The following is a 21,676-nucleotide window of genomic DNA, read 5'->3' as shown; positions in this document are numbered from 1 at the left end:
CCTCACGGTGCCGGGAACCTGGCGACCACGGGGTGGCCGCCGAAGGTCCCCCGCAACGTCGCCAGCGCGCCCTTGCGACGGGTCGCCCACACGCCGTGCAGGTGGCCCCGCCGACCGTGTGCCGTCACGGTGAGGTCGACCCGGATCCGGTTGGCGTAGCGGTGCCATCGCGCGACGCCGCTCACGGCCAGGTCGGAGGTCAGGCGGACCCGGTGCAGGGCGAAGAGCGTGGTCCGGTCACCGCTGTAGGACCAGTGGCCTCCACGCAGCCCCACGTCGTGCCCGGAGTAGTTGTTCCACCACCGGTCGAGCAGGTCGGCGACCGTCGCCGCCGCCCCGGGAGCCACCCGTCGGGCGAGCTGCGTGCCGCGCCCGTGTCCGGCCGGAACGCCGGACAGGGTCTTCGGGAAGATCCCCATGGTCCGGATCGGCGCGACCTTCGCGGCGCAGCCGTGGCGCGGCGAGCGAGACGGCGTGCGCAGGAACCTGCGCACGATCCGCACCGCGCAGTCGTCGGTGTCGCCGACGGCGTCGACGTGGAAGCTGTTCGCGACGACGATGTGCTCGGCGTTCGGGAACTGCCGGGTCGCCATCGAGGCCTCGGCCGGGGTGGTGATGGAGTCCAGCTCACCGCTGAGCACCAGGGTCGGCACGCGGGAGTAGTGCCCGGCGACCGGCCGGGGCGGCCGCGCCGGGTTGCCCGCGGCCGCCTTCGGCCAGCGGGTGCACCAGTTGACCTCCTGCCAGTCCGAGCGCGCGTACTCGCGGATCGTGAACGGTCCGTAGGTGTGCGGGTAGCGCGCCGTGCGTCGGACGACGGCCCGGTGGAACTGCCGCAGCCGGACCGCCGGCTTCGCGCGCATGTCGAAGAGCTGGGGGTAGTCGTGGCAGGCGACGGCCGCGTCGAGTCCCTCGCTGTAGGCCCGGATCGGGCCGGCGTCCGTCCCACCGCCCTCCGCCTCGGCGACCTCGCGCAGCAGCGGCGCCCGGTCGCCGCGCAACGCCGAGCGCAGCGCGGCCGTCAGCTCGCGGTAGGTGTACGGCCCGTACGTCGCGTTGAAGGCCGTCGTGGCGAGGGTCTCGGCGTCCACGGTCACGTGGGCCCGCCGGCCGTCGCCGTCGTGCGAGATGCCGTGCCACGCGTGGTGTCGGACCCGAGCCAGGACGTCTCGCATCGCCGCCGCCGCCCCGACGCCGTGTCCGCGGCACTCCGGCGACCGCTCGCAGGCCTTGGCGAACGACGAGCGCATCGCCGGTCCCTGGGTCGGGTACCACGCGGTCTCGCCGTGGGTCGGGTAGGCACCGTCGAGGACCAGGCTCCGCAGCAGGTGCGGATGCCGGCCGGCGAACACCTGCGAGAAGAACGTGCCGTAGGAGTCGCCGTACATGTCGACGCGCCCCAGCCCCAGCTGCCGGATCACGGCCGCGAGGTCGTCGGCGGAGCGGGCGCTCGTGTAGTCGTCGCTGCGCGCCCCCAGGCTGCGGCCGCAGCGCCCGGCCGCCACGGCGTAGGCGATCTTCAGGTTCTGGAGGTCCGGGCAGTCCAGCGCGGCCGAGCGACCGGTGCCGCGCTGGTCGACCAGGAGCAGGTTGTGCCGCCGCAGCAGCGGCCCGTACATCTGGGCGTACGCCGTGCCGCTGTCGGTGGTGGAGTACCCCGGACCGCCTTCGTGGGGCACGAAGGTCCCGAGGGCCGGCTTGTCGGCGACCCGCGCCGGGGCGAAGGCGAAGCCGACGCTCAGGGTGCCCGCCGCCGGGTCGCCGGGCTCCCAGTCACGGTGGATGTGGCCGCACCACGCGTGCGGCACGACCGAGCACGGCCGCAGCGTCAGGTCGCCCACGGTGACCGGCTGCCGCCCACGGGTCGCAGGGGCGTGGGCGTGGGGCCCGATCCGGTGCTGGTACGGCGTGCCGCCGCCCGGATCCGCCTGGGCTGCTGGGCCGAGCCCCAGGGCCAGCGCCGCGACGGTGATGGGGATCAGGAAGGACACGCGCATGGCCGCAGCATGTCTCATCGACGGCCGCTTGGGGAACTGTCAGGAGGCCTGCTCATGGCCGTGGAGGTAGGCCTCGACCAGTCCGCCGATCGTGGCGAGGTGGTAGCCGCCCTCCTGCACCAGCACGGCCGGCAGCCCCAGCGAGCCGAGCAGCCGCCCGGCCGCGGCGTAGCCCTCGGCAGTGACCTGGAGCGGGCTCTCGGGATCCTCGGCGGCCGCGTCGACGCCGAGGGAGACGACCAGGGCCTCGGCGTCCCCGGCGTACTCCGCGAGGGCGCGCACCGCCTCGAGCCAGGGGCCGTCGCCGGTGCCCTCGGGCAGCGGCAGGTTGCGGGTCGCGCCCGCGCCGTCGCCGGTCCCGGTCTCGTGCGCGTGACCGAACCAGTGCGGGAACCATCCGGCGCCGGGGTCGACGTGCAGGGAGCCGTAGCGCACGTCGCCCCGCTCCCAGAAGATCGCCTGCGTGCCGTTGCCGTGGTGGGCGTCGAGGTCGACGACGGCGACGGTGTCGTGCCCGGCGTCTCGTAGGGCCTGTGCGGCCACGGCGGCGTTGTTGAGGTAGCAGGACCCGCCGTAGCCGTCGCGCGTCGCGTGGTGCCCGGGGGGCCGGCACAGGGCGTACGCCGTCCGAGGGCCGCCGGCGACGAGGTCGGCAGCGGTCAGGGCGCAGTCGACCGCTGCCCGGGCCGCCTCCCAGGTGCCGGGGCCGACCAGGGTCATCGTGTCGTAGCCGAACTCCCCAGCCCGGCCGTGGGTCGCGGCGGCCCGGGTCGGGGGCATGCCCTGAGTCATCGCCGGAGTGGGGAACGCGTAGGGCACGACCCGGTCCTGGCCCACGAGGTCGACGTAGGGCCCGCTCAGCCACTCGGCGTGGACGGAGCGCAGGTGCTCGACGAGCTCGCGGGAGTGGACCTCGAGGAGCGGTCCGTCGTCGTGGGCGACCGCCTCGACCCGCTCGCGGGCGGCGGTGGCCTCCAGGATCAGGTCGACCCGCTGCGGGAGCTCGGTGCCGTCGGTGGGCACCCCGACCCACACCTCGCGCATCGGCTCGTGACGGCGGGTCTCGGGCGACCAGACGACGGGGATCGGCATGGGCAGATCATGGCAGTCCGGCGATGGCGTGGCCCGACGGTCGAGGCGGTCGCCCCGCGGCGGTCTCGAAGCCACCGTGGGCGAACTGGTTGGATGACGTCATGCCTCGAGCCCGTGACCTGGGGATCGTGATCGGGTCCCTCCCGACCGGACCGACCAACTCCGTGCTCGACGTCCCCGGAGTCGGACTGGGACACACCACCCTGCTCCGCGACGAGCCCGCGCCGCCCGGCGGGCGTGGCGTCGCGCGCACCGGCGTCACCTGTCTGGTCCTGGCCGACGACGCCTTCACCCGGCTGGTCCCGGCCGGCGGAGCGGTGCTCAACGGCGCCGGGGAGTGCACCGGGTTCATCACCGCCGCGGAGTGGGGCTCCGCCGAGACGCCGGTCTACCTCACCTCGACCCTCCAGCTGGGTCGCGTCTACGACTCCGCCTGCCGCATCGAGCTCGAGGTCAACCCCGCCAGCGCGGTCGACTTCATCATCCCGGTGGTCGCCGAGTGCGACGACTCGTGGCTCAACGACGCCCGGCGGATGCAGGTCGAGCACGACGACGTCGTGGCGGCCCACGACGCGGCGCTGGCCTCGCGCGGGTCCTCGACGCCTCCCGAGGAGGGAGCGGTCGGCTCCGGCACGGGCATGTCCTGCCTGGGCTTCAAGGGGGGCATCGGGACGGCGTCGCGGAAGGTGGCCGGGCACACCGTGGCGGTCCTGCTGATGACCAACTTCGGCGCCCGCGAGGAGCTCGTCGTGAACGGCGTACCCGTCGGCCGATCGCTGGGACCGGTGGCCCCGACGAGCTCGACCGACAGCCGGAAGCCGGCCGGCTCCTGCATCGGGATCGTGGTCACCGACGCCCCGGTCGACGGTGCGTCGTGCGCCCGGCTGGCGCGGCGGGTCGGGCTCGGCCTCGCCCGTGCCGGCTCGGTGGCCCATCACGGCAGCGGTGAGATCTTCATGGGCTTCGGCACCGGCATGCGCATGGACCGCGACGGCCGGCCCGACGGCACGCCCCTGGTGACCGGCCGCGCCCTCGACCCGCTCTTCACCGCCGTCGTGGAGGCCGCCGAGGAGGCCGTGCTGAACTCCATGTTCACGGCCCCGACCGTCACCGGCCGCGACGGCAACACCAGCGAGACGGCGAACAGCCCGGCCGTCCTCGACCTGGTTGCCACGGGGTCGACCGGGTCGACGGGGTCGACGGGGTCGGCACCGGCGTGAGAGAGCTGGAGGCTCGCATCCCCGTGCGCGACGGCTCCTGGCTGGCCGCGACGCTGTACCTCCCCGACGAGTCCGAGGGCCGCCAACCCTGCCTGCTCGAGGCGCTCCCCTACCGCAAGGACGACCTGACGTCGTCGTACGCCGAGGGGTACCGCTCGATGTGCCAGACCGGGACGTACGCCGTCGCTCGCATCGACGTGCGCGGAACCGGCTCGTCCGCGGGTGACGCCGAGGACGAGTACCCCGAGGTCGAGCAGCGCGACCTGGTCGACGCGATCGCCTGGCTCGCCGCCCAGGACTGGTGCGACGGCCAGGTCGGCATGTGGGGCACGTCGTACTCCGGCTTCAACTCGCTCCAGGTCGCCGCACAGAGGCCACCGGAGCTCAAGGCCATCTGCTCGATCTTCGCCAGTGACGACCGGTGGACCGACGACGTGCACTGGCGCGGCGGAGCGCTGAAGCTGCTCGACCTCGTCGACTACAACCACTACATGACCGCCATGGCGGTGCTCCCGCCGGTGCCCGCGGTGTGGGGCCAGGACTGGCGCGCCGAGTGGGAGCACCGCGTCGAGACCGGCGAGCCCTGGGTGCTGACCTGGCTGCGGGAGAACCGGCACTCGCCCTACTGGGACCAGGGCTCCCTGCGTCTCGGCGGGACGGCGACCGGCTACGAGCGGATCGGCTGCCCGGTGCTGCTCGTGGCGGGGTGGGCCGACGGCTATCGCAACATCGCGTTCCGGGCCACCGCGGAGCTCGCCCGGCACGGCGTACCGCACCGGCTGCTGGCCGGGCCCTGGGCACACGCCGACCCGGCGACGGCGATGCCCGGCCCCCGGATCGACTTCGACGCCGAGCTGCTCGCGTGGTTCGACCACTGGCTGCGCGGCTCGGGCGAGCACGAGGACCGGTGCGACGTGTTCGTGCGCACGTCGACCAGGCCCGCGATCGACCTCGACCAGCACGAGGGCTACTGGGTCACCCTGCCGTCGGTCCCCCCGGTCCAGGAGGCGACGCTCGACCTGTCCGCACCGGTCACGCTCGTCGTCGCCCCCGACGTCGGCACGGCAGCCTGGATCGACTGCGCCGGGCACCTGCCCTGGGGGCTTTCGGACGACCAGCGGCTGGACGACGAGCGCTCGCTGACGTGGGAGGTCGAGCCGCCACCGAACCCCGTCGTCGGACACCCGGTCTTCCGAGCCCGGCTGTGGGCCACGGAGCCGGCGGCGTCGATCTCGGTGAAGCTGTGCGACGTGTTCCCCGACGGCACCTCGGCCCTGGTCGCTCGAGGCACGCTCGACCTGGCCTATCGCGACGGGGTGCACGGCCCGCCGTCGCCGCTCGTCCCCGGCCGTGAGGTCCAGGTGGAGGTGGTGCTCGACGCCTGCGCCTACCGGTGGACGCCCGGCAACACCCTGCGGGTCTCGGTCGCCGGGGCCGACTGGCCGACCACGGTCGCGCCGCCCGCGCCCGTCTCGATGACCCTGCGCACCGCCTCCCTGACTCTCCCGTTCCTCGAGGGCGAGTTCCCGGAGCCGACGTTCAGGCCCGGCGCCGAGCACTCCGCGGAGACGACGGAGGGCATCGGCTGGTCGCTGCACCACGACGTGCTCACCGGTACGACGTCGGCGACCACGCGGATCGACTCGCGCTACGCGACGCCCTACGACGGCACGGCGCACGAGCTGTACCTCGGCGAGGTCTCGGTCAACACCCGCACGTTCGCCCAGCGGATGCACGGCAACGCGGTCTACGAGCTCACCTGGCCAGGCATCGAGGTGACGGTGCGGTCGGTGATGACGATCGACATCACGGCCACGTCGTACGACGTCTACATCTGGACCCAGGCCGCCCTGGACGGCGAGTCGATCAGCGAGCGCACCTGGCGCGAGTCGATCCCGCGCTGAGCCCCGGTGTAGCGAGTGCTTCAAATCACGTCACGAAGCACTCGCTACATTCGGCATCGGAGCCGCGACTCTGTCACGATGGACGCAGCGGGAGACACTCGCTGACCATCTGAAGGAAACCTCATGTCGTACGCCGCTCACCCTGCCGCCAGCACCAAGGTCGCCCGCCTGACCGCGGCCGTCCGCCGCTCCTGGACCGAGGCCCGCTACGCCGATCGCCAGCTGATGGCGCTGCGTACCAACCTCGTCCGCCACGTCGGCTGAGCCTTCGGCTCCAGCCCTCCACGCCACGCCCACCGTGGCCGAACACCGTGCCGAACACCGCGGCGACCATGGTGGCGACCGTGGCGGCACCCGCAGGCAGCGGGCGATACTCGATGGGTGACAGCCCGTGAGATCGCCTGGAGTGACGTCGCCGCGCGGCTGAAGAGCGCGCGCAGCTACTGGCTCGCGACCTGTGATGCGGGTGGCTCACCGCACGTGTCCCCGGTCTGGGGGGCGGTGGTGGCCGAGGGGCTCCACCTCTTCAGCGAGCGCCGTACGGTCAAGGCACGCAACGTGGCAGCCAACCCACAGGTCGCGATCCACCTCGAGAGCGCCGAGGACGTCGTCATCGTCCGCGGGGTCCTCGAGGATCTCGGCGCCCCGGGCCAGCGCCCCGACGTGCTGGCCGCTCTCGAGGCGAAGTACGACGCCCCCGAGGACGCCGGCTACCTCCCGACCGCCGATCCGGACTTCGACGTGCTGTGGCGGCTGCGGCCTGGCATTGCGCTGCTGTGGCGGCTGGACGACTACGACACCTCGCAAGAGCGCTGGCGTGCCAAGCCGGCGGCGAGTCGCTGACGTGTCGCGTTCGACACCGGCCCGGCCCCCCGCCGAGCCGCTGACCGACGGCACGGTCACCCTCCGGCGCCGCGACGTGGCCGACCTCGACGCCATCGTGGCGGCGAGTCACGACGAGGAGACCAAGCGCTGGCTCGAGGACGAGCCGCTCCCTGTGCTCGTCGACGACGAGGCGCGTCGGGCGGCGCTGCGCCGGGCCGATGACGCGTGGACCAGCGGCCGGGCCGCGCCGCTGGTGATCGCCGACGCGGAGACCGACGAGGCCGCCGGGCTGGTCAACCTCCAGTTTCGCGACGACCGGACGGCGACGGTCGCCTACAGCGTCTTCCCCGCACACCGCGGACGCGGCATCGCGCCGCGGGCGGTGCGACTCGTGGTGCCCTGGGCGCGGATGTCGCTGGGGGTCGAAGAGCTGCTACTGGAGGCGGACGCCGGGAACCTGGCATCGATCCGGGTCGCGGAGAAGTGCGGGTTCGTCCTCGTCGAGGAGGTCGTCGACGAGGACCAGGACGGCCGGGAGCGACGCACCCTGGTGCACCGGCTGCCGGAGTAGCGGCTCAGACCATCCAGTTCGCCTCGTAGGCCGGGTCGGTCAGACCCGGCCGGTCGAAGCCGAAGCCCGCGACGTCGGAGGTCGTCTGTCCCGTCGTGACCAGGTCGGCGAGGATCCGGCCGAAGGTCGGCGCGAACTTGAAGCCGTGCGCGGAGCCGAGCCCCACCACCACCGACGCGTGCCCGGGCACGGCCGACATCACGAAGTCCCGGTCCGGGGTCAGCGTGTACTGGCAGCGCAGCGACCGCACGACCTCCCCGGTCCCGGGCAGCAGCGACCCCATGAACGCCGCCAGGCGGTCGCGCATCTCCGGGTCCGGCTCCGAGGTGCGGTCGTCCGGGTCGACGACCGGCCCTCCGCAGTCCTGGGCGGCCTTGACCGTCGGCTCGCCGTAGCAGGGGAAGCCGTAGTACGACGGCTCGTCCATCCAGATCCACAGCGGCATGTCCTGGTACGGCGCGGGGTCGGGCGGGGCGAAGTACGTCGGCTGCTCGAGGGTCACCGTGAGCGGGATCTCCACCCCGAGCCCGGACAGCACCTGGTTGGTCCAGGCGTCGGCCGCCACCACCACGCCGCGACAGGCGTACGACGTGTCGCCGGCCACGACCTCGACGTGCGACCCGTGGTCGAGCACCCGGCTCACCGGCGTGGACCCGAGCAGGGTCGCTCCGGCATCGGCGGCGAGACGCTGCATCGCCGCCGTGCCACGGGCCGCCGGCACGATCGCGCCGCGCTCCTGGTAGAGCCCGCGGGTGCCGGCCGGCGGATGGAACACCGGCCAGCGCCGGCGGATCTCGTCGACGTCCAGCTCCTCGAAGGCGATCCCCACCTCGCGCAGCGACTCGACGTAGTCGACCGGGCTGATCACGCAGTCCGCCGGGAAGAGGTCGAGCCCGCCGACGACCGTGACCAGCGACTCGCCCGACTCGGCCTCCAGCCGCGCCCAGTCGTCGTAGGCCTCCTCGGTGAGCCTGACGTAGGCGGGCGTGTGGTAGCTGTGGCGCAGGATCCGTGAGGTGTCGTGGGAGGCACCTCGCGCGTGCCCGAGCTCGAACTGCTCCAGCCCGACGACCGAGTGGCCCCGCGTCGCGAGCTGCCACGCAGCACCGGAGCCCAGGGCACCGAGTCCGACGACGACGTAGTCGACCTCCACCGCTGGTCGAGGAGAGCGTTCTACGCCCGTCTCGAGACCACCGGTGGCCGACTCACTCACGACCCTCCAACCGCGGCAGGAGCCAGCGACGGATGTCCACGGAGTCGTCCTCCATCGGCGCGAACCAGCCGTGCGTGTAGGCCCGCGAGGACATCCCGCGCTGCACCGACTCGCAGATGGCCCAGTCCTGGCGGTTCACCAGGTCCCAGAGGTCGCCGGCGTCCGACGCGTCGAACGACGCCTTCGCCACCTCGTCGGCGGCGAAGAGCAGGCGGCACTCGACCTCGGTCCGGTCGACCGCGACCGGCGTGAGCGTGAACGCCGCGACGTGGTCCGCCGAGCACGACAGCATCAGGTTCGGGTACACCAGCTCGCCCTTGTGCCGGGTCCGCTCGTCCTCGTCGAGGCCCGGCAGCGGCGCCCGGTCGGTGGTGCCGCTGATGGTGAAGGTCCAGGCCCCCTCCCGGTGCGGGATGCCGGCATCCCAGTCGAGGCCGCGTCCGCCGCCGGCGAACTGCGGCACGAGACGGGAAAGCTCGGGGTGCACCGGGCCGCAGTGGTAGCACTCGTTGTAGTTCTCGGCGACGACCTTCCAGTTCGCCGCCACCTCGTAGCGCATGGTCAGCCCGGTGACCAGCGAGGCCAGGTCGTAGTGCGCGAGCGTGCGCGTCGCCCGCTCGACGCTGTCGGCCAGCGGCGCGGCGTCCGCCGGTGTGGGATGAACGAAGACGAAGCCGCCCCACGCCTGGATGCCGACGGCGTGGAGCCCGAACTCGGCGGCCTCGATCTCGCCGTCCTCGGTGTGCGGTGCCCGGAGCAGCGAGCCGTCCAGGGCATAGGTCCACGAGTGGTAGGGGCACCGGATCGACTTGGCTCCGCAGAGCTGGGGAGCCGCCCCGGGCTCGGTCGGGAAGAGCTGCGAGCCGCGATGGCGACAGACGTTGTACGCCGCGTGCAGGCCGCCGACGGCATCGGAGGTCAGCACCAGCGACTCGCCCAGCACGTCGACGACCGCGACCCGCTCGGGCTGGTGCAGCCCCAGGTCGTCGGTCCGGCCGACGCAGGTCCACTCGTTCAGGAGCACCCGATCTCGCTCCCGACTCCAGGCGCGCGGGTCGACGTACAGCTCACGCGGCAACGCGGCTTGCAGGGTCATGACGAGACCACCTCCCTCGAAGAAACCAGATGACAGGAGCAGCGGTGACCCCCGGGGTCCCCGGACAGGATCGGCAGGGCGGTCCCCCGGCACGCGTCGGCCACGCCGGACGCCTCGCCGGAGGCCAGCGCGGGACACCGCGGGTGGAACCGGCAGCCCGGCGGGATCCGGGTCGGGTCCGGGATCTCACCGGTGAGCACCACCGGCTCGAGCCGCTCGACCTCGGGGATGACCGACAGCAGCGCCTGGGTGTACGGGTGCTGCGGCGAGGTCAGGACCTCCTCGGTGGGCCCGGTCTCGACGATCCGGCCGAGATACATCACCGCGATCCGGTCCGCGATGTTCCAGGCGAGGCCCAGGTCGTGGGTCACCACGAGGACGCCGAGGCCGAGCTCCTCGCGCAGCTTGAGCAGGAGGGCCAGGATCTCGCCGCGGATCGAGGCGTCGAGGCTGGAGACCGGCTCGTCGGCGATCAGCAGCTTCGGGCTCACGGCCAGGGCGCCGGCGATCAGCACGCGCTGGCGCTGCCCGCCCGACAGCTCGTGGGGGTAGCGCAGGAAGAGCGCCTCGGGCGGCCGGAGCCCGGCCGAGGAGAGCGCCTGGGCGACGAGCTCCGCCTCCGTCCTGCCCGACCCGCTGACCAGCTTGTGGATGCGTAGGCCCTCGGCCACCGACTCGTAGACGGTGTGACGCGGGTTGAGGGCGCCGGAGGGGTCCTGGAGCACGAGCTGCACCTGGCGTCGCAGCCGCTTCAGGCCGCGGCCCGAGCGCTCCAGCGCCTTGCCCTCCCACCGGATCTCGCCGGCAGCCGGGGCGGTCAGTCCGACCAGGCTCCGGGCCAGGGTGGTCTTGCCCGAGCCCGACTCACCGACCAGTGCCACGACCTCGCCGGCCCGGAGCACCAGGTCGGCGCCGTCCAGCGCACGGGCGACCCGCCCGCCGCGGGTGGCGAACTGGACCCGCAGGCCCGAGGTCGACAGCTCGGCCGAGTGCCCCTTCGACGCGCCGTTCGACGGCCCCGTCGACGGCTCCGGGGTCATCGGGCCTCCAGGTCGGGCTCGCCGATGCGCACGCACGCCGCGGCCCGGTCGTCGTACGCCACGAGCCCGGGCTCGTCGTGCAGGCAGACCGGGGCGGCCCGCGGGCATCGGGGCGCGAACGAGCAGCCCTCGGTCAGGTTGCGGGGGTCGGGTGGGTCACCGGGGAGACCCGCCGGGGCGAAGCGCGCCGCCGGGTCGCCGACCCGAGGGAACGCCGCGGAGAGCGCGCCGGAGTAGGGATGCAGCGGGGCGGCGAACACCTGGTCCGCGGGTCCCTCCTCGATGACGCGACCGGCGTACATCACGGTGATCCGGTCACACAGGTCGGCCAGCACCGAGAGGTCGTGGCTGATCATCATCATGCCGACGCCACGGCCGCGCACGAGCTCGGACAGGACGTTCAGCACCTGCGCCTGCACCATGACGTCCAGCGCCGTGGTCGGCTCGTCGGCGACGACGAGCTCCGGGTCGCACGCCAGCGCCATCGCGATCATCACCCGCTGCTTCTGGCCACCGGAGAGCTGGTGCGGGTAGGACTTCGCCCGCTCGGGCGCCATCCCCACCTGGTCGAGCAGCTCGGCGACGCGCTCGGTCACCCGCGCCTCGTCGAGACCTGGCTGATGGATGTGCATCGGCTCGGCGAGCTGGGCCCCGATCCGGTGCACCGGGTTCAGCGAGTGCAACGCGCCCTGGAAGACGATCGACGCACCGGCCCAGCGCACGGCTCGGAGCTCGCCCCAGCGCATCGCCAGCACGTCGCGACCGTCGAAGAGCACCTGGCCGGACACCGTCGCGCTCGGCGGCTGGAGACGCAGCACGGTGCTGGCCAAGGTGGACTTCCCACAGCCCGACTCCCCCGCCACGCCGACGATCTGGCCGCGCGCGACCGTGAGGTCGACACCCCGCACCGCCGGCAGGCCGCCCTCGCCGGTGGCGTAGGTGACATGGAGGTCGCGGATCGCGAGCAGGGCGGCGTCCGGCGCCGCCGTTCCCGTCGCCTCCGGCGTCGTCTCGGTGGTCATTGGCGTGCCCTCAGCCGGGGGTTGAGCACCTCTTCGAGGGCCTGGCCGATCATGGTGAAGGCCAGCACGACCAGCACGACACAGACTCCGGGCGGGATGACGTACCACCAGGACCCGGTGGTGATCGCGCCCACCTGGTAGGCGCTGTCCAGCATCGTCCCCCACGACGTGTGCGTGGGGTCGCCCAGACCCAGGAAGCTCAGCGTCGTCTCGGTCAGCACCGCCGCGGCGACCGTGAGCGTGGTGTTCGCGAAGACCATCGGCATCACGTTCGGCAGCACGTGCCGCCCCATCTGGTGCCAGCGCCCGGCCCCGATGGCCTCCGCCCGCTCGATGTAGGCGCGCTCCTTGATGGACAGGGTCTGGCTGCGGATCAGCAGCGCGGTGCTGGGCCACGAGGTCACGCCGATGACGATCACGATGTTGAACAGACCCCGTCCGAGCACAGCCGCCAGGGCGATCGCCAGCGGTAGGAAGGGGATCACCAGGAACCACTCGGTGATCCGGAAGGTGATCCGCCCGATCCAGCCACCGAAGTAGCCCGAGACCAGTCCGAGCAGGGTCCCGATCACCATCGAGATCACCGTTGCCGCAAGGCCCACGAACAGCGAGATGCGCGAGCCCCAGATCAACAGGGTCAGCACCGAGCGGCCGTTCTCGTCGGTCCCGAGCACGTAGTGCGAGGACGGCGGCCCCAGGACCGGGCCGTTCGCCAGGGTCACGTCCAGACCTCGCGAGCTCGCCAGCACCGGCGCCCCGAGCGCGACGACGATGAAGAAGACCAGGATCCCGAGCCCGACCAAGCCGCTGCGCTTGGCGGCGAACGCCTTCCAGGTCCGCCGGTACGACGCGGCCCGGCGCCGGCGTGCGAGCTGGCGCGTCGAGAGGCGGGGCGCTCCGATGTCGGTCATGTGCGCACCCGGGGGTCGAGCCACCCGTAGATCAGGTTGGCGACGAGGTTGGCCGCGATCACGCCACCGCTCGCGACCAGGAAGGTGCCCTCCAGGACCGGGAAGTCCGGCACCCCGATCGCATCGGTCGACAGCAGGCCGAGCCCGGGGATGGAGAACACGGTCTCGACGGTGATGGCTCCGGAGACGACGAAGCCGATGTTCAGCGCGATCACCGTGGTCGTGGGCAGCAGCGCGTTGCGGACGGCGTGCCGGTTGCGTACCAGGACGTCGCGCAGCCCCTTGGCCCGAGCGGTCTGGAGGTAGTCCTCCCCCAGCTCGTCGAGCAGCGAGCTGCGCATGATCAGGGAGTACTCGGCGAGGTAGGCCAGCGCGAGCGTCACCACCGGCAGCGTGAGGTGCCAGGTGGTGTCGAGGATCCCGTGCAGCGACGAGGGGTTGACCCCCGCCGAGTGCAGGCCGCCGGTCGGGAAGAGCCCCGGGACGAACCCGAAGCCGACCCCCAACCCGGCGATCAGCATCAGGCCCAGCCACCACTCGGGCATCGCGTAGAGGGTCAGGGACGCGCCGGTCGAGACCTTGTCGAAGACGCTGCCGCGGTCCCAGGCGCCGCGGATCCCGAGGTAGACGCCGATCACCGTGGACAGGATCGTCGAGATCCCCACGAGCAGCAGGGTGGGCCACAGGCGGTCCCAGATCAGCTGCGAGACGGGCAGCCGGTACTGGATCGAGGTCCCCAGGTTGCCGTGGGCGGTGTTCTTCAGGAAGGTCCAGAACTGCTGCGGCAGCGGCTGGCCGAGGCCGTAGGTCTTGTTGAAGGCGTCGAGCTGGGCCTGGGTGTTGATGTGACCGCGCCCCAGGCTCCGCGCGGGGTCGCCGGGCAGGACCCGGAACAGGAAGAAGTTGACCACCAGCATGAACAGCAGGCTGCCGATCGAGCCGAGGACCTTGACCCCGACGTATGAGAGGTAGCCGTGCTGCCTGCCAGACCCTGTCTCCTCCCCCTCGGCGATGAGGCCAGGGTCGGCGACCAGGCTCACTCGCGGTCTTCCAGCGTCGTCTTGCGCCGCCGCATCGTGACGCCACCGAGGCCGAGCAGGATCACGACCACCACCCCAGCGCCGATCAGGAACGGTGCCTTCGACGTGCTGGTGCCGCCCGAGGTCGCCTTGACCGCTCCGGTGAGCCCACCGGCCTCGGCCTGGTCGCAGTTGCCGGCCTCCGAGGCCGGCTTGATGTGGATGTAGTTGTAGATGCCGTACTGCTCGAGCCAGACGCCACCCGGGTTGGGCTGCGGCACGAAGCAGGCGAACTTGTCGCTACGGACCGCCTCGCTGGTCGAGCTGTACGCCGTGACGAGGTACGGCGAGTCCTGGTAGAGGATCTGCTGCATCTTCTTGACCTGCGCCACCCGTTGGGTCGGGTCGGTCGAGACGTGCTGGCCGTTGTAGAGCTTGTCGTAGGCGGGGTTGCAGTAGAACGAGTCCGACGAGTGCTGTCGCTGCGCACAGGTCAGGTAGCTGAGCATCGAGTCCGGGTCCGGCTCGACGTACCAGCCCCACTGGAAGGCGTCGAAGTTGCCCTTGTAGATCTCGTTGGTGAGCTGGCTGGAGCTGTAGGTCGACACCTGCGACTTGATCCCCAGATCGGCCAGCCAGTGCTGGAAGTAGGACATGGTGTTCAGCGAGGTCGGCGAGTCGGACCGCGCCGCCAGGCGCAGGTTGATGACCGTCTGCCCGTCCTTCTCCAGCCGCTGGCCGCTGGAGTTCAGCTTGTAGCCCGCAGCGTCGAGGAGCTGTCCGGCCTTGGTCAGGTCGAACGTCATCTTCTGACCCGCCGGCGGCTCCCAGTGCCACTTGGAGTACGTCGGCGGGATGATCGTCGTTCCTGGCTGGCCCGCGCCCTGGTAGACCTTCTGGATCAGCTGGGGAAGGTTCAGGGCGTAGCCCAGGGCGTGCCGGAACTTGGGATCGAGCACAGCCGGGTTGGGGTTCCCGATCTTCTTGGTTCCCGCGGAGTTCGACACCGAGCCGGTGTTGAACGCGATCTCGTCGAAGCCCGGGGAGTTGCCGTTGTGGGCCGTGACCCCGGGGTCGCTCTGGAGCTTCTTGACCTCGAGGGCGGTGATGCCCTCGACGAAGTCGACCTCACCCTTGAGCAGCGCCTGGATGGCGGAGTCGTCGTTCTTGTAGAACTGGAAGATCACCTCGTCCACGTGCGGGGTGCCGGCCCAGTAGCTCGGGTTGGCCACGAAGGTGAACGTCGAACCGTCGGCGCTGCCGGACACCAGCCGGAACGGGCCCTCACCGACCACCGGCTTCCCGCCGGTCGGTGCGGCGGCGTAGTTCTTCATCTGGCTCTCGCTGACGTTCTTCCAGATGTGCTCGGGCACGATCGGGATCGGCAGCAGGGGCAGGGTGGCGATCGGCTTGCTCAGCTTCATCACCACGGTCGTGGCGTTCGGCGCCGTCACCGACTTGACGCCCTGGAGGTAGGACAGCCAGTTGGTGCCCTCGACGCTGCCCTTGGCCAGCACCCGGTTGTAGGTGAACGCCACGTCCGCGGCGGTCAGCGGGACGCCATCGGAGAACTTCACGCCCGTGCGCACCGTGAACGTCCAGGTGAGGCCGTCGGGCGAGGTCGTCCACTTGGTCGCCAGGTCGGGCTGGGGCGACATGTCCGTCATCGAGTAGCCGACGAGGTAGTCGTAGGTGAGGCCCCACATCTCGTAAGACGGTGACTGGAAGCCCAGGAACGGGTTGAGCGAGTCGACGCCCTCGCCGAGCATCGCCACCTTGAACACGACCTTCGACTTGGCGTGAGCCGGTCCTCCGATCGCGAAGCCGGGCAGCAGCGCGGCCACCAACAACGCCAGAGCCACGAGCAGCGATCCGGCGGTACGGTGACCGCCGTGCCGAACCCGCCTCTTGCGCCCCCGACCGCGCAGCGCCGTCCGTTCACCCACTCCGAGCACGACGTCACCCGGCCCGACCCCTACCACTGGCTGGGCGGCGACGACCCCGCCGTCATCGCCCACCTGGTGGCCGAGCGGGCCTTCTACGACGCGTCCACTGTCCATCTGGGCTCCCTCGGGTCCACCCTCAAGGCGGAGATGCTCGCGCGGCTGCCATCCGACGACGAGTCCGCTCGCTGGGACCGCAGCAGGTTCACCTACTGGACCCGGCATCCCGTGAACAGCGACTACGCCGAACTCTGGCGACTGAATCATGATTCAGAGGCCGGGTCAACGACTGAATTCGAATCGTCATCGCTGTTCTTCGACGTCAACGCCGAGGACCAGGGCACGGGCTACCTCGATCTCGGCGTGACCGCGCTCAGCCCCGATGAGGATCTCCTGGCCTACAGCGTCGACCTGGCCGGCGACGAGGTCTTCGAGCTCAGGTTCCGCGACCTGCGCACCGGTGAGGACCTGCCGGACCGGGTCGCGCGCAGCTACTACGGCGGTGCGTGGAGCGCGGACTCGCGCGACTACTACTACACGGTCCACGACGAGGCGTACCGGCCGCACCTGCTGTTCCGCCACCGGATGGGCACCGACGCAGCCGACGACGTGCTCGTCCTGGCGGAGCCCGACCCGCGCTTCGAGCTCGACCTGCGGGCCACCCGCTCGGGAGACGTCGTGCTGATCTCCAGCGAGAGCCGGAGCACCAGCGAGGTCTGGGTGCTCGACGCGCACGACGCACAGGCCTCTCCCCGCTCGGTCGGCGGCCGGCGGCACGGCGTGATGTACGACGTGGAGCACGTCCGGGGACCCGAGGGCGGGCGGCTGCTGGTGGTGACCAACGACGGCGCCGTGGAGTTCCGCCTGATGACCGCGCCGGTGCCGGGTGAGGGGGGCCAGGACCACACGTCGTGGACCGAGGCCCGCCCCGAGCACCCCGACGAGCGGCTGCTCCGGGCCGAGGCCTTCGCCGGTGCTGTCGTGCTCTCCTACCGCGCCGACGGCCAGCACCGCCTGCGGATCGTGGGGCACGACGACCTGGCCGGCGACGGCGTGGTCGTGGCCAGCGATGCCGTGGTCGGCTGTCTCGACCTGGCCACCAACGAGCTCTACGACGCGGCCGCGGTCACCGTCTCCGACTCCACGTACCTGCGCCCGACGGTCTGGTCGTCGGTCGACCTGGCCTCCGGCGCCGCGACCGAGGTCCACCGCGGCGAGGCGCCCGGCCACGACCCGGGGGCCTACGTCCTGGAGCGGCGTTCCTTCCCGGCTCCCGACGGCACCGCCGTCCCGACCGTGCTGGTCCGGCACGGCGACACGCCGCTGGACGGGTCCGCGCCCGCGCTGGTCTATGCCTACGGCGCCTACGAGTCGGTCGACGAGCCCGAGTGGGACCCCGGGCTGCCCAGCCTGCTCGACCGCGGCGTCGTCTACGTCCACGCCCTGATCCGCGGCGGCGGTGAAGGCGGACGGCGGTGGTGGCTCGACGGCAGCATGGCGACCAAGCAGCACACGTTCGACGACCTCGCGGCCGTGGCCGACGGCCTCGCCCGCGAGGGCGTCGTGGACGGCGAGCGGATCGCCACCCGCGGGCTCAGTGCCGGCGGGCTGCTCCAGGGCGCGGTGTTCAGCCAGCGGCCCGACCGGTGGCGTGCGGTCGTCGCCGAGGTCCCCTTCGTCGACGTGGTGACCACGATGTTCGACGCCGACACACCGCTGACCGTCAACGAGTGGGAGGAGTGGGGCGACCCACGCATCCGCGAGCAGTTCGACTGGCTGCTGGCCTACTCGCCGTACGACAACCTGCCTCCAGCCGGCACGCGTCCCGACCTCCTGGTCACCGGCGCCGTGCACGACCCACGGGTGATGGTGCGCGAGCCCGCCAAGTGGGTGGCCGCGCTGCGGCACTCCGACCCGCAGTGGTCGCCACGGCTGGTGTTCCGGTGCGAGACCAGTGCCGGGGCACACGTGGGTCCGTCGGGCCGGATCGGCCACCTGGCCTACGAGGCCGAGGTCTACGCGTGGATCCTCGACCGGCTCGGGGTGGAGGCATGAGCACTCCCGACACCGACCTCCACGACGAGGTCGTCGAGGTCGCCCGGGCACTGATCCGTCGCGACACGACCAACGCCCGCGAGCCCGGGCTCGGCAACGAGACGCTCTGCGCGGAGTACCTCCGCGACTACCTCGCCGGCCACGGCGTCGAGGCCGAGCTGGTCGCCCGGCAGCCGGACCGCGCGAACCTCGTGGCCCGGATCCCCGGCTCCGACCCGGCCGCCGAGTCGCTGGCGTTCGTCGGCCACACCGACGTCGTCCCCTGCGATCCGCGCGACTGGACCCACCCGCCGTTCGAGGCCGTCGTCGACGACGCCGGCTGGCTGTGGGGCCGGGGCGCGGTCGACATGAAGAACGAGGTGGCCGCGCGCGCCGTTGCCATCGCCGAGCTCGCACGCAGCGGGTTCCGGCCCCGCGGCGACCTGTGGTTCCTGGCCGTTGCCGACGAGGAGGACGGGTTCGCCGACGTCGGCATGCGCTGGCTGCTCGAGGAGCGGCCCGACATCCGGCCGACCCACAGCGTCAACGAGGGCGGTGGCGAGCGGTTCGTGCTCGCCGACGGCCGCGAGCTGGTCGGCCTCGCGGTCGGCGAGAAGGGCACGCTGCCCGTCCAGCTCACCGCCGTCGGCGAAGCCGGCCACGCGTCGCAGCCGACGCTGGGCGAGAACGCCGTACCCCTGCTCGCACGCCTGCTGCTGAGACTCGGTGACGGGCTCCCCGAGCCCACGACCAACCCGGTGGTGACCGCGATGCTCCGCACAATCCTCGGCCGCGACGAGCCGGACCTCGCTCGCGCACTGGCGGAGGCGTCGGCGCTCGAGCCGTCCCTCACCCACATCCTGCCGGCCCTGATGGGCTCGACCCTCGCGCCGACGATGCTGTGGGGATCGAGCAAGCGCAACGTGATGCCCGGCCGGGCCACCGCCGAGATCGACTGCCGGGTGCTGCCCGGAGCGACGCCTGCGGAGGTCGGGGCCCGGGTGCGCTCGCTGCTCGGCGCCGACATCGCCTACGAGCTGTCCTGGCCCGAGCCGATCACCGAGGGGTCCGGCTCGCCGGTCGACGGCGTCGTCCCGTCGGCGATCGCCGCCTTCTTCGACGCCGAGGGGGACGCCGCGGCGCTGATGCCGAGGCTCTGCACCGGGTTCACCGACAGCGGCTACCTGCGCGCGGCGGGTGGCACGCAGGCCTACGGGTTCAGCCCGTTCGCGGCGACCCCGGTCGGCGTCCTGGAGGCGGGTTACCACAACACCGACGAGCGGGTGCACGTCGACGACCTGCTGCTCGCGACCCGCTTCCACCTCGACCTCGCCAGGCGGGTCCTGGGGTGAGCCCGTCACCCACGGCGTTCCCCGAGCCGGCCTCGACGTCGGACCTTCGCGGCCTGCTGCTGGACTACCTCGACTTCTTCCGCGGGGTCGTGGCCGGGAAGCTGGAGGGACTGTCAGCCGGCCAGCTCGCCGGCTCGGTCGTCCCGACCCGCTGGACGCCCTCCGGGCTGGTCCACCACCTGGTGAACGTCGAGCGTCGCTGGCTGGTCTGGGGGTTCCTCGGCGAGCCGCTCGACGACCCGTGGCGCGACGCGGCCGAGGACGGCGGTTGGCTCACGCTCGACCTCTCGGTCGACGGCCTGCGGTCGCTCCTGGCCGACGCGGGGGCCAGCACCCGGGAGATCGTCGAGGCACACGAGCTGACGGAGACCGCCGTACCCGGCGGCCGCTTCCCCGACGCCGCCTCCGCACCGATGCTGCACTGGATCCTGCTGCACCTGGTCCAGGAGTACGCCCGGCACGCCGGCCACCTCGACATCGCCCGCGAGCTGGTCGACGGGACGACCGGCGAGGAGCCGTGAGTCCCCCGCCACGACGGCAGAGCGCAACCGGCGGCCGGTCGGTCACCTCACAGACGGGCGACGTAGCGCCGGCCGCGCAGGGCCTCCTCGACGAGCCCGGCCTCGCGGCGTACGCCGACCAGCCGGGCGTCCTCCGCCTGCCAGGTGGTGATCGCGGCCTCGACCACATCGGGGGCCGCGGCCTCGCGGAGCCCTGAGCGAGCCTCGCTCAGGCCCCGCCGGCAGGCCGCCTGGTTGGCCTCGATGTGGAGCACGGCGAAGCGTGCGAGCACCACCGGATGGCGACGCAGCGCGGGATAGGCGCGGTAGTCGGGTGGGCATTGGTCGAGCAGCCAGCCGCAAGCCGAGCTCTCCCAGTCGGGAGCGTCGGGTGGCCGCACCTGGCGCGGCCAGCCGGGCGGTGAGACGAGCATGTCCACATCATGAGTCGAACACCTGTTCGAGTCAACCGGATGCCGACGACACCGCCGCCAGGGCCTCCTCGACCCTGGCCAGCCGGGGATCCCGCAGGCCCACGCAGTCCTGGGTCCAGAACGTCTGGCAGTAGACGAACCTGCCGCGCGGGAGGCCCTCGTCGAGCAGGGCGACCTGGAAGGCCGGCTCCGGGATGCGCTGCGAGGGCCGGCCGAAGCCCAGCGGCTCCGCGGGCAGAAACCCGCGCGAGCCGTAGAACGCCGGGTCCCCCTCCAAGAAGACCGCCGGCTCCCCCAGCTCCCGCGCGGTCTCGACCGCCGCGGCGACCAGGGCCGAGCCGATCCCCAGTCGCTGGTGCGCCGGCTCGGTGGCGAGCGGGCTGAGCGACACGACCTCGACCAGGCGCTCACGGGCGTCGACCCAGCACCGGCTCAGCTGGACGTGGCCGACCACCTCGCCCGCCACCTCGGCCACCAAGGACGCGACCACGTCCCCGGCGGCGACCAGCGCGTCGACGAGGTCGGGAACGCGCTCACCGCCGAAGGCGGTGTCGTCGACCCTGCGTACGGCGTGCCGGTCGGCGGGCTGCACGGGCCGGATCTCGAAGGTTGCCGGGAAACTCACGCGACCCAACCTCGCACGGCACCCTACGGTGCCGCACATGGATATCCGCTCCCTCGCGTTCCGCACCGACCTGGCGATGCTCGAGCACTCCGGCAGCCACGTCGAGGACCGCGGCTCGCATCTGGTGGTCCGCACGCCGGACAACCCGACGTACTGGTGGGGGAACTTCCTGCTCCTCGGCGCGGCACCCCGAGACGCCGCGGAGGCGCGCGACTGGCACTCCACCTTCCGGGCCGAGCTCCCCCAGGCCCGTCACGTGGCGTTCGGCATCGACGGCGGCGACGGCGACCGGGACGACCTGGCGCCGTTCGCCGAGATCGGGATGGCGACCGACCTGTCCTCGGTGATGACCGCCACCTCCGTGCACGAGCCGCGGCACCCGAACTCGGAGGCCACCTACCGGCCCCTGCACTCCGACGACGACTGGGCCCAGCAGATCGAGCTCGACCTGGCGGGCGAGGACCCGGGCACCACGGGCTCGGAGTTCGTCACCGCCCGGGCCGCGGCCCAGCGCCGCCTGGTCGACGCGGGGTTCGGCGCCTGGTGGGGGGCCTTCGTCGACCGCCGGCTGCTGGCGTCGATGGGCCTGTTCACCGCCTCGCCGGGGCTCGCGCGGTTCCAGAACGTCAAGACGCACCCGGACGCCCGCGGCCGCGGGCTCGCCGGCACGCTCGTACACCGGGTCAGCCGCTACGGCTTCGACGAGCTCGCGGCCAGCACCCTGGTGATGGTCGCCGACCCGGACTACCTCGCGATCCGGATCTACCGCGGCGTCGGGTTCGCCGACAGCGAGAGCCAGCTCCAGGCCGAGGTCCCGCCCAGCACCATGCCCACCACCATGCCCACCAGCACGTCGGCGGCGCACCCCTGAGAGGTGC

At 72.3% G+C, this 21,676-nt stretch carries 20 protein-coding genes; 9 read left to right on the top strand and 11 right to left on the bottom strand.

Going from position 1 to position 21,676, the window contains the following annotated elements:
- Positions 1–2: 2 nt before the first annotated feature.
- Positions 3–1,997 (bottom strand): alpha/beta hydrolase, encoded by a 1,995-nt coding sequence (locus VHW64_RS12760; protein WP_329650940.1) that lies wholly within the window; start codon positions 1,995–1,997, stop codon positions 3–5.
- A gap of 39 nt (positions 1,998–2,036) precedes the next feature.
- The gene (locus tag VHW64_RS12755; protein WP_329650939.1) at positions 2,037–3,089 is read right to left on the bottom strand and encodes a histone deacetylase family protein; all 1,053 of its coding nucleotides are present in this window, start codon (positions 3,087–3,089) and stop codon (positions 2,037–2,039) included.
- Positions 3,090–3,190: 101 nt separating this feature from the next.
- Between VHW64_RS12755 and VHW64_RS12750 the strand changes: the two genes are divergently transcribed.
- The 5 genes from VHW64_RS12750 to VHW64_RS12730 all read left to right on the top strand — a co-directional run bounded on the left by VHW64_RS12750 (position 3,191) and on the right by VHW64_RS12730 (position 7,609).
- The gene (locus VHW64_RS12750) at positions 3,191–4,309 is read left to right on the top strand and encodes a P1 family peptidase (protein ID WP_329650938.1); all 1,119 of its coding nucleotides are present in this window, start codon (positions 3,191–3,193) and stop codon (positions 4,307–4,309) included.
- A complete protein-coding gene (locus tag VHW64_RS12745) occupies positions 4,306–6,213 on the top strand; it encodes a CocE/NonD family hydrolase (RefSeq protein WP_329650937.1) in 1,908 nt (635 codons plus the stop codon). Before VHW64_RS12750 ends, VHW64_RS12745 begins: the two co-directional genes overlap by 4 nt.
- Before the next feature lie 123 nt (positions 6,214–6,336).
- Positions 6,337–6,477 (top strand): hypothetical protein, encoded by a 141-nt coding sequence (locus VHW64_RS12740; protein ID WP_329650936.1) that lies wholly within the window; start codon positions 6,337–6,339, stop codon positions 6,475–6,477.
- Positions 6,478–6,594: 117 nt separating this feature from the next.
- A complete protein-coding gene (locus tag VHW64_RS12735) occupies positions 6,595–7,056 on the top strand; it encodes a pyridoxamine 5'-phosphate oxidase family protein (protein ID WP_329650935.1) in 462 nt (153 codons plus the stop codon).
- A gap of 1 nt (position 7,057) precedes the next feature.
- Positions 7,058–7,609, top strand: coding sequence for a GNAT family protein (locus tag VHW64_RS12730; protein WP_329650934.1), 552 nt, complete (start codon positions 7,058–7,060; stop codon positions 7,607–7,609).
- Positions 7,610–7,613: 4 nt separating this feature from the next.
- Here VHW64_RS12730 and solA read toward each other — a convergent pair whose 3' ends face one another.
- The 7 genes from solA to VHW64_RS12695 are packed head-to-tail and all read right to left on the bottom strand — an operon-like array spanning position 7,614 to position 15,772.
- Positions 7,614–8,762 carry an N-methyl-L-tryptophan oxidase gene (gene solA / locus VHW64_RS12725; protein ID WP_329650933.1) on the bottom strand — a complete coding sequence of 383 codons (1,149 nt, stop codon included), beginning with the start codon at positions 8,760–8,762 and terminating at the stop codon, positions 7,614–7,616.
- A 52-nt stretch (positions 8,763–8,814) separates the two neighbouring features.
- The gene (locus tag VHW64_RS12720) at positions 8,815–9,918 is read right to left on the bottom strand and encodes an aromatic ring-hydroxylating dioxygenase subunit alpha (protein WP_329650932.1); all 1,104 of its coding nucleotides are present in this window, start codon (positions 9,916–9,918) and stop codon (positions 8,815–8,817) included.
- Positions 9,915–10,958: an ABC transporter ATP-binding protein gene (locus VHW64_RS12715; RefSeq protein WP_329650931.1), complete on the bottom strand. Its 1,044-nt coding sequence runs from the start codon at positions 10,956–10,958 to the stop codon at positions 9,915–9,917. Before VHW64_RS12715 ends, VHW64_RS12720 begins: the two co-directional genes overlap by 4 nt.
- Positions 10,955–11,980, bottom strand: coding sequence for an ABC transporter ATP-binding protein (locus VHW64_RS12710; protein WP_329650930.1), 1,026 nt, complete (start codon positions 11,978–11,980; stop codon positions 10,955–10,957). Before VHW64_RS12710 ends, VHW64_RS12715 begins: the two co-directional genes overlap by 4 nt.
- Positions 11,977–12,891 (bottom strand): ABC transporter permease, encoded by a 915-nt coding sequence (locus VHW64_RS12705; RefSeq protein WP_329650929.1) that lies wholly within the window; start codon positions 12,889–12,891, stop codon positions 11,977–11,979. The genes VHW64_RS12710 and VHW64_RS12705 overlap by 4 nt, the downstream gene beginning before the upstream one ends.
- On the bottom strand, positions 12,888–13,931 hold the full coding sequence (locus VHW64_RS12700) for an ABC transporter permease (RefSeq protein ID WP_329650928.1): 1,044 nt from the start codon (positions 13,929–13,931) through the stop codon (positions 12,888–12,890). Before VHW64_RS12700 ends, VHW64_RS12705 begins: the two co-directional genes overlap by 4 nt.
- Entirely contained in the window at positions 13,928–15,772 is a 1,845-nt protein-coding gene (locus VHW64_RS12695) for an ABC transporter substrate-binding protein (RefSeq protein WP_329650927.1), read from the bottom strand. The genes VHW64_RS12700 and VHW64_RS12695 overlap by 4 nt, the downstream gene beginning before the upstream one ends.
- Before the next feature lie 30 nt (positions 15,773–15,802).
- On the opposite strand from VHW64_RS12695, the gene VHW64_RS12690 reads away from it, so the two are divergent.
- The 3 genes from VHW64_RS12690 to VHW64_RS12680 are packed head-to-tail and all read left to right on the top strand — an operon-like array spanning position 15,803 to position 19,760.
- Positions 15,803–17,908, top strand: a complete 2,106-nt coding sequence (locus VHW64_RS12690; RefSeq protein WP_329650926.1) for a prolyl oligopeptidase family serine peptidase — start codon at positions 15,803–15,805, stop codon at positions 17,906–17,908.
- Positions 17,905–19,239 (top strand): M20/M25/M40 family metallo-hydrolase, encoded by a 1,335-nt coding sequence (locus tag VHW64_RS12685; RefSeq protein WP_329650925.1) that lies wholly within the window; start codon positions 17,905–17,907, stop codon positions 19,237–19,239. Before VHW64_RS12690 ends, VHW64_RS12685 begins: the two co-directional genes overlap by 4 nt.
- Positions 19,236–19,760, top strand: coding sequence for a DinB family protein (locus VHW64_RS12680; RefSeq protein ID WP_329650924.1), 525 nt, complete (start codon positions 19,236–19,238; stop codon positions 19,758–19,760). The genes VHW64_RS12685 and VHW64_RS12680 overlap by 4 nt, the downstream gene beginning before the upstream one ends.
- A gap of 47 nt (positions 19,761–19,807) precedes the next feature.
- Here VHW64_RS12680 and VHW64_RS12675 read toward each other — a convergent pair whose 3' ends face one another.
- Positions 19,808–20,173, bottom strand: coding sequence for a hypothetical protein (locus tag VHW64_RS12675; protein ID WP_329650923.1), 366 nt, complete (start codon positions 20,171–20,173; stop codon positions 19,808–19,810).
- Between the two features lie 31 nt (positions 20,174–20,204).
- Positions 20,205–20,798, bottom strand: coding sequence for an N-acetyltransferase (locus tag VHW64_RS12670; protein ID WP_329650922.1), 594 nt, complete (start codon positions 20,796–20,798; stop codon positions 20,205–20,207).
- 37 nt (positions 20,799–20,835) lie between these two features.
- Between VHW64_RS12670 and VHW64_RS12665 the strand changes: the two genes are divergently transcribed.
- Entirely contained in the window at positions 20,836–21,669 is an 834-nt protein-coding gene (locus tag VHW64_RS12665; protein ID WP_329650921.1) for a GNAT family N-acetyltransferase, read from the top strand.
- Positions 21,670–21,676: the final 7 nt, after the last annotated feature.

The organism is Nocardioides sp. (assembly GCF_036267815.1).
Lineage (GTDB): Bacteria > Actinomycetota > Actinomycetes > Propionibacteriales > Nocardioidaceae > Nocardioides.
This window is presented reverse-complemented; position numbering and strand designations above follow the sequence as displayed.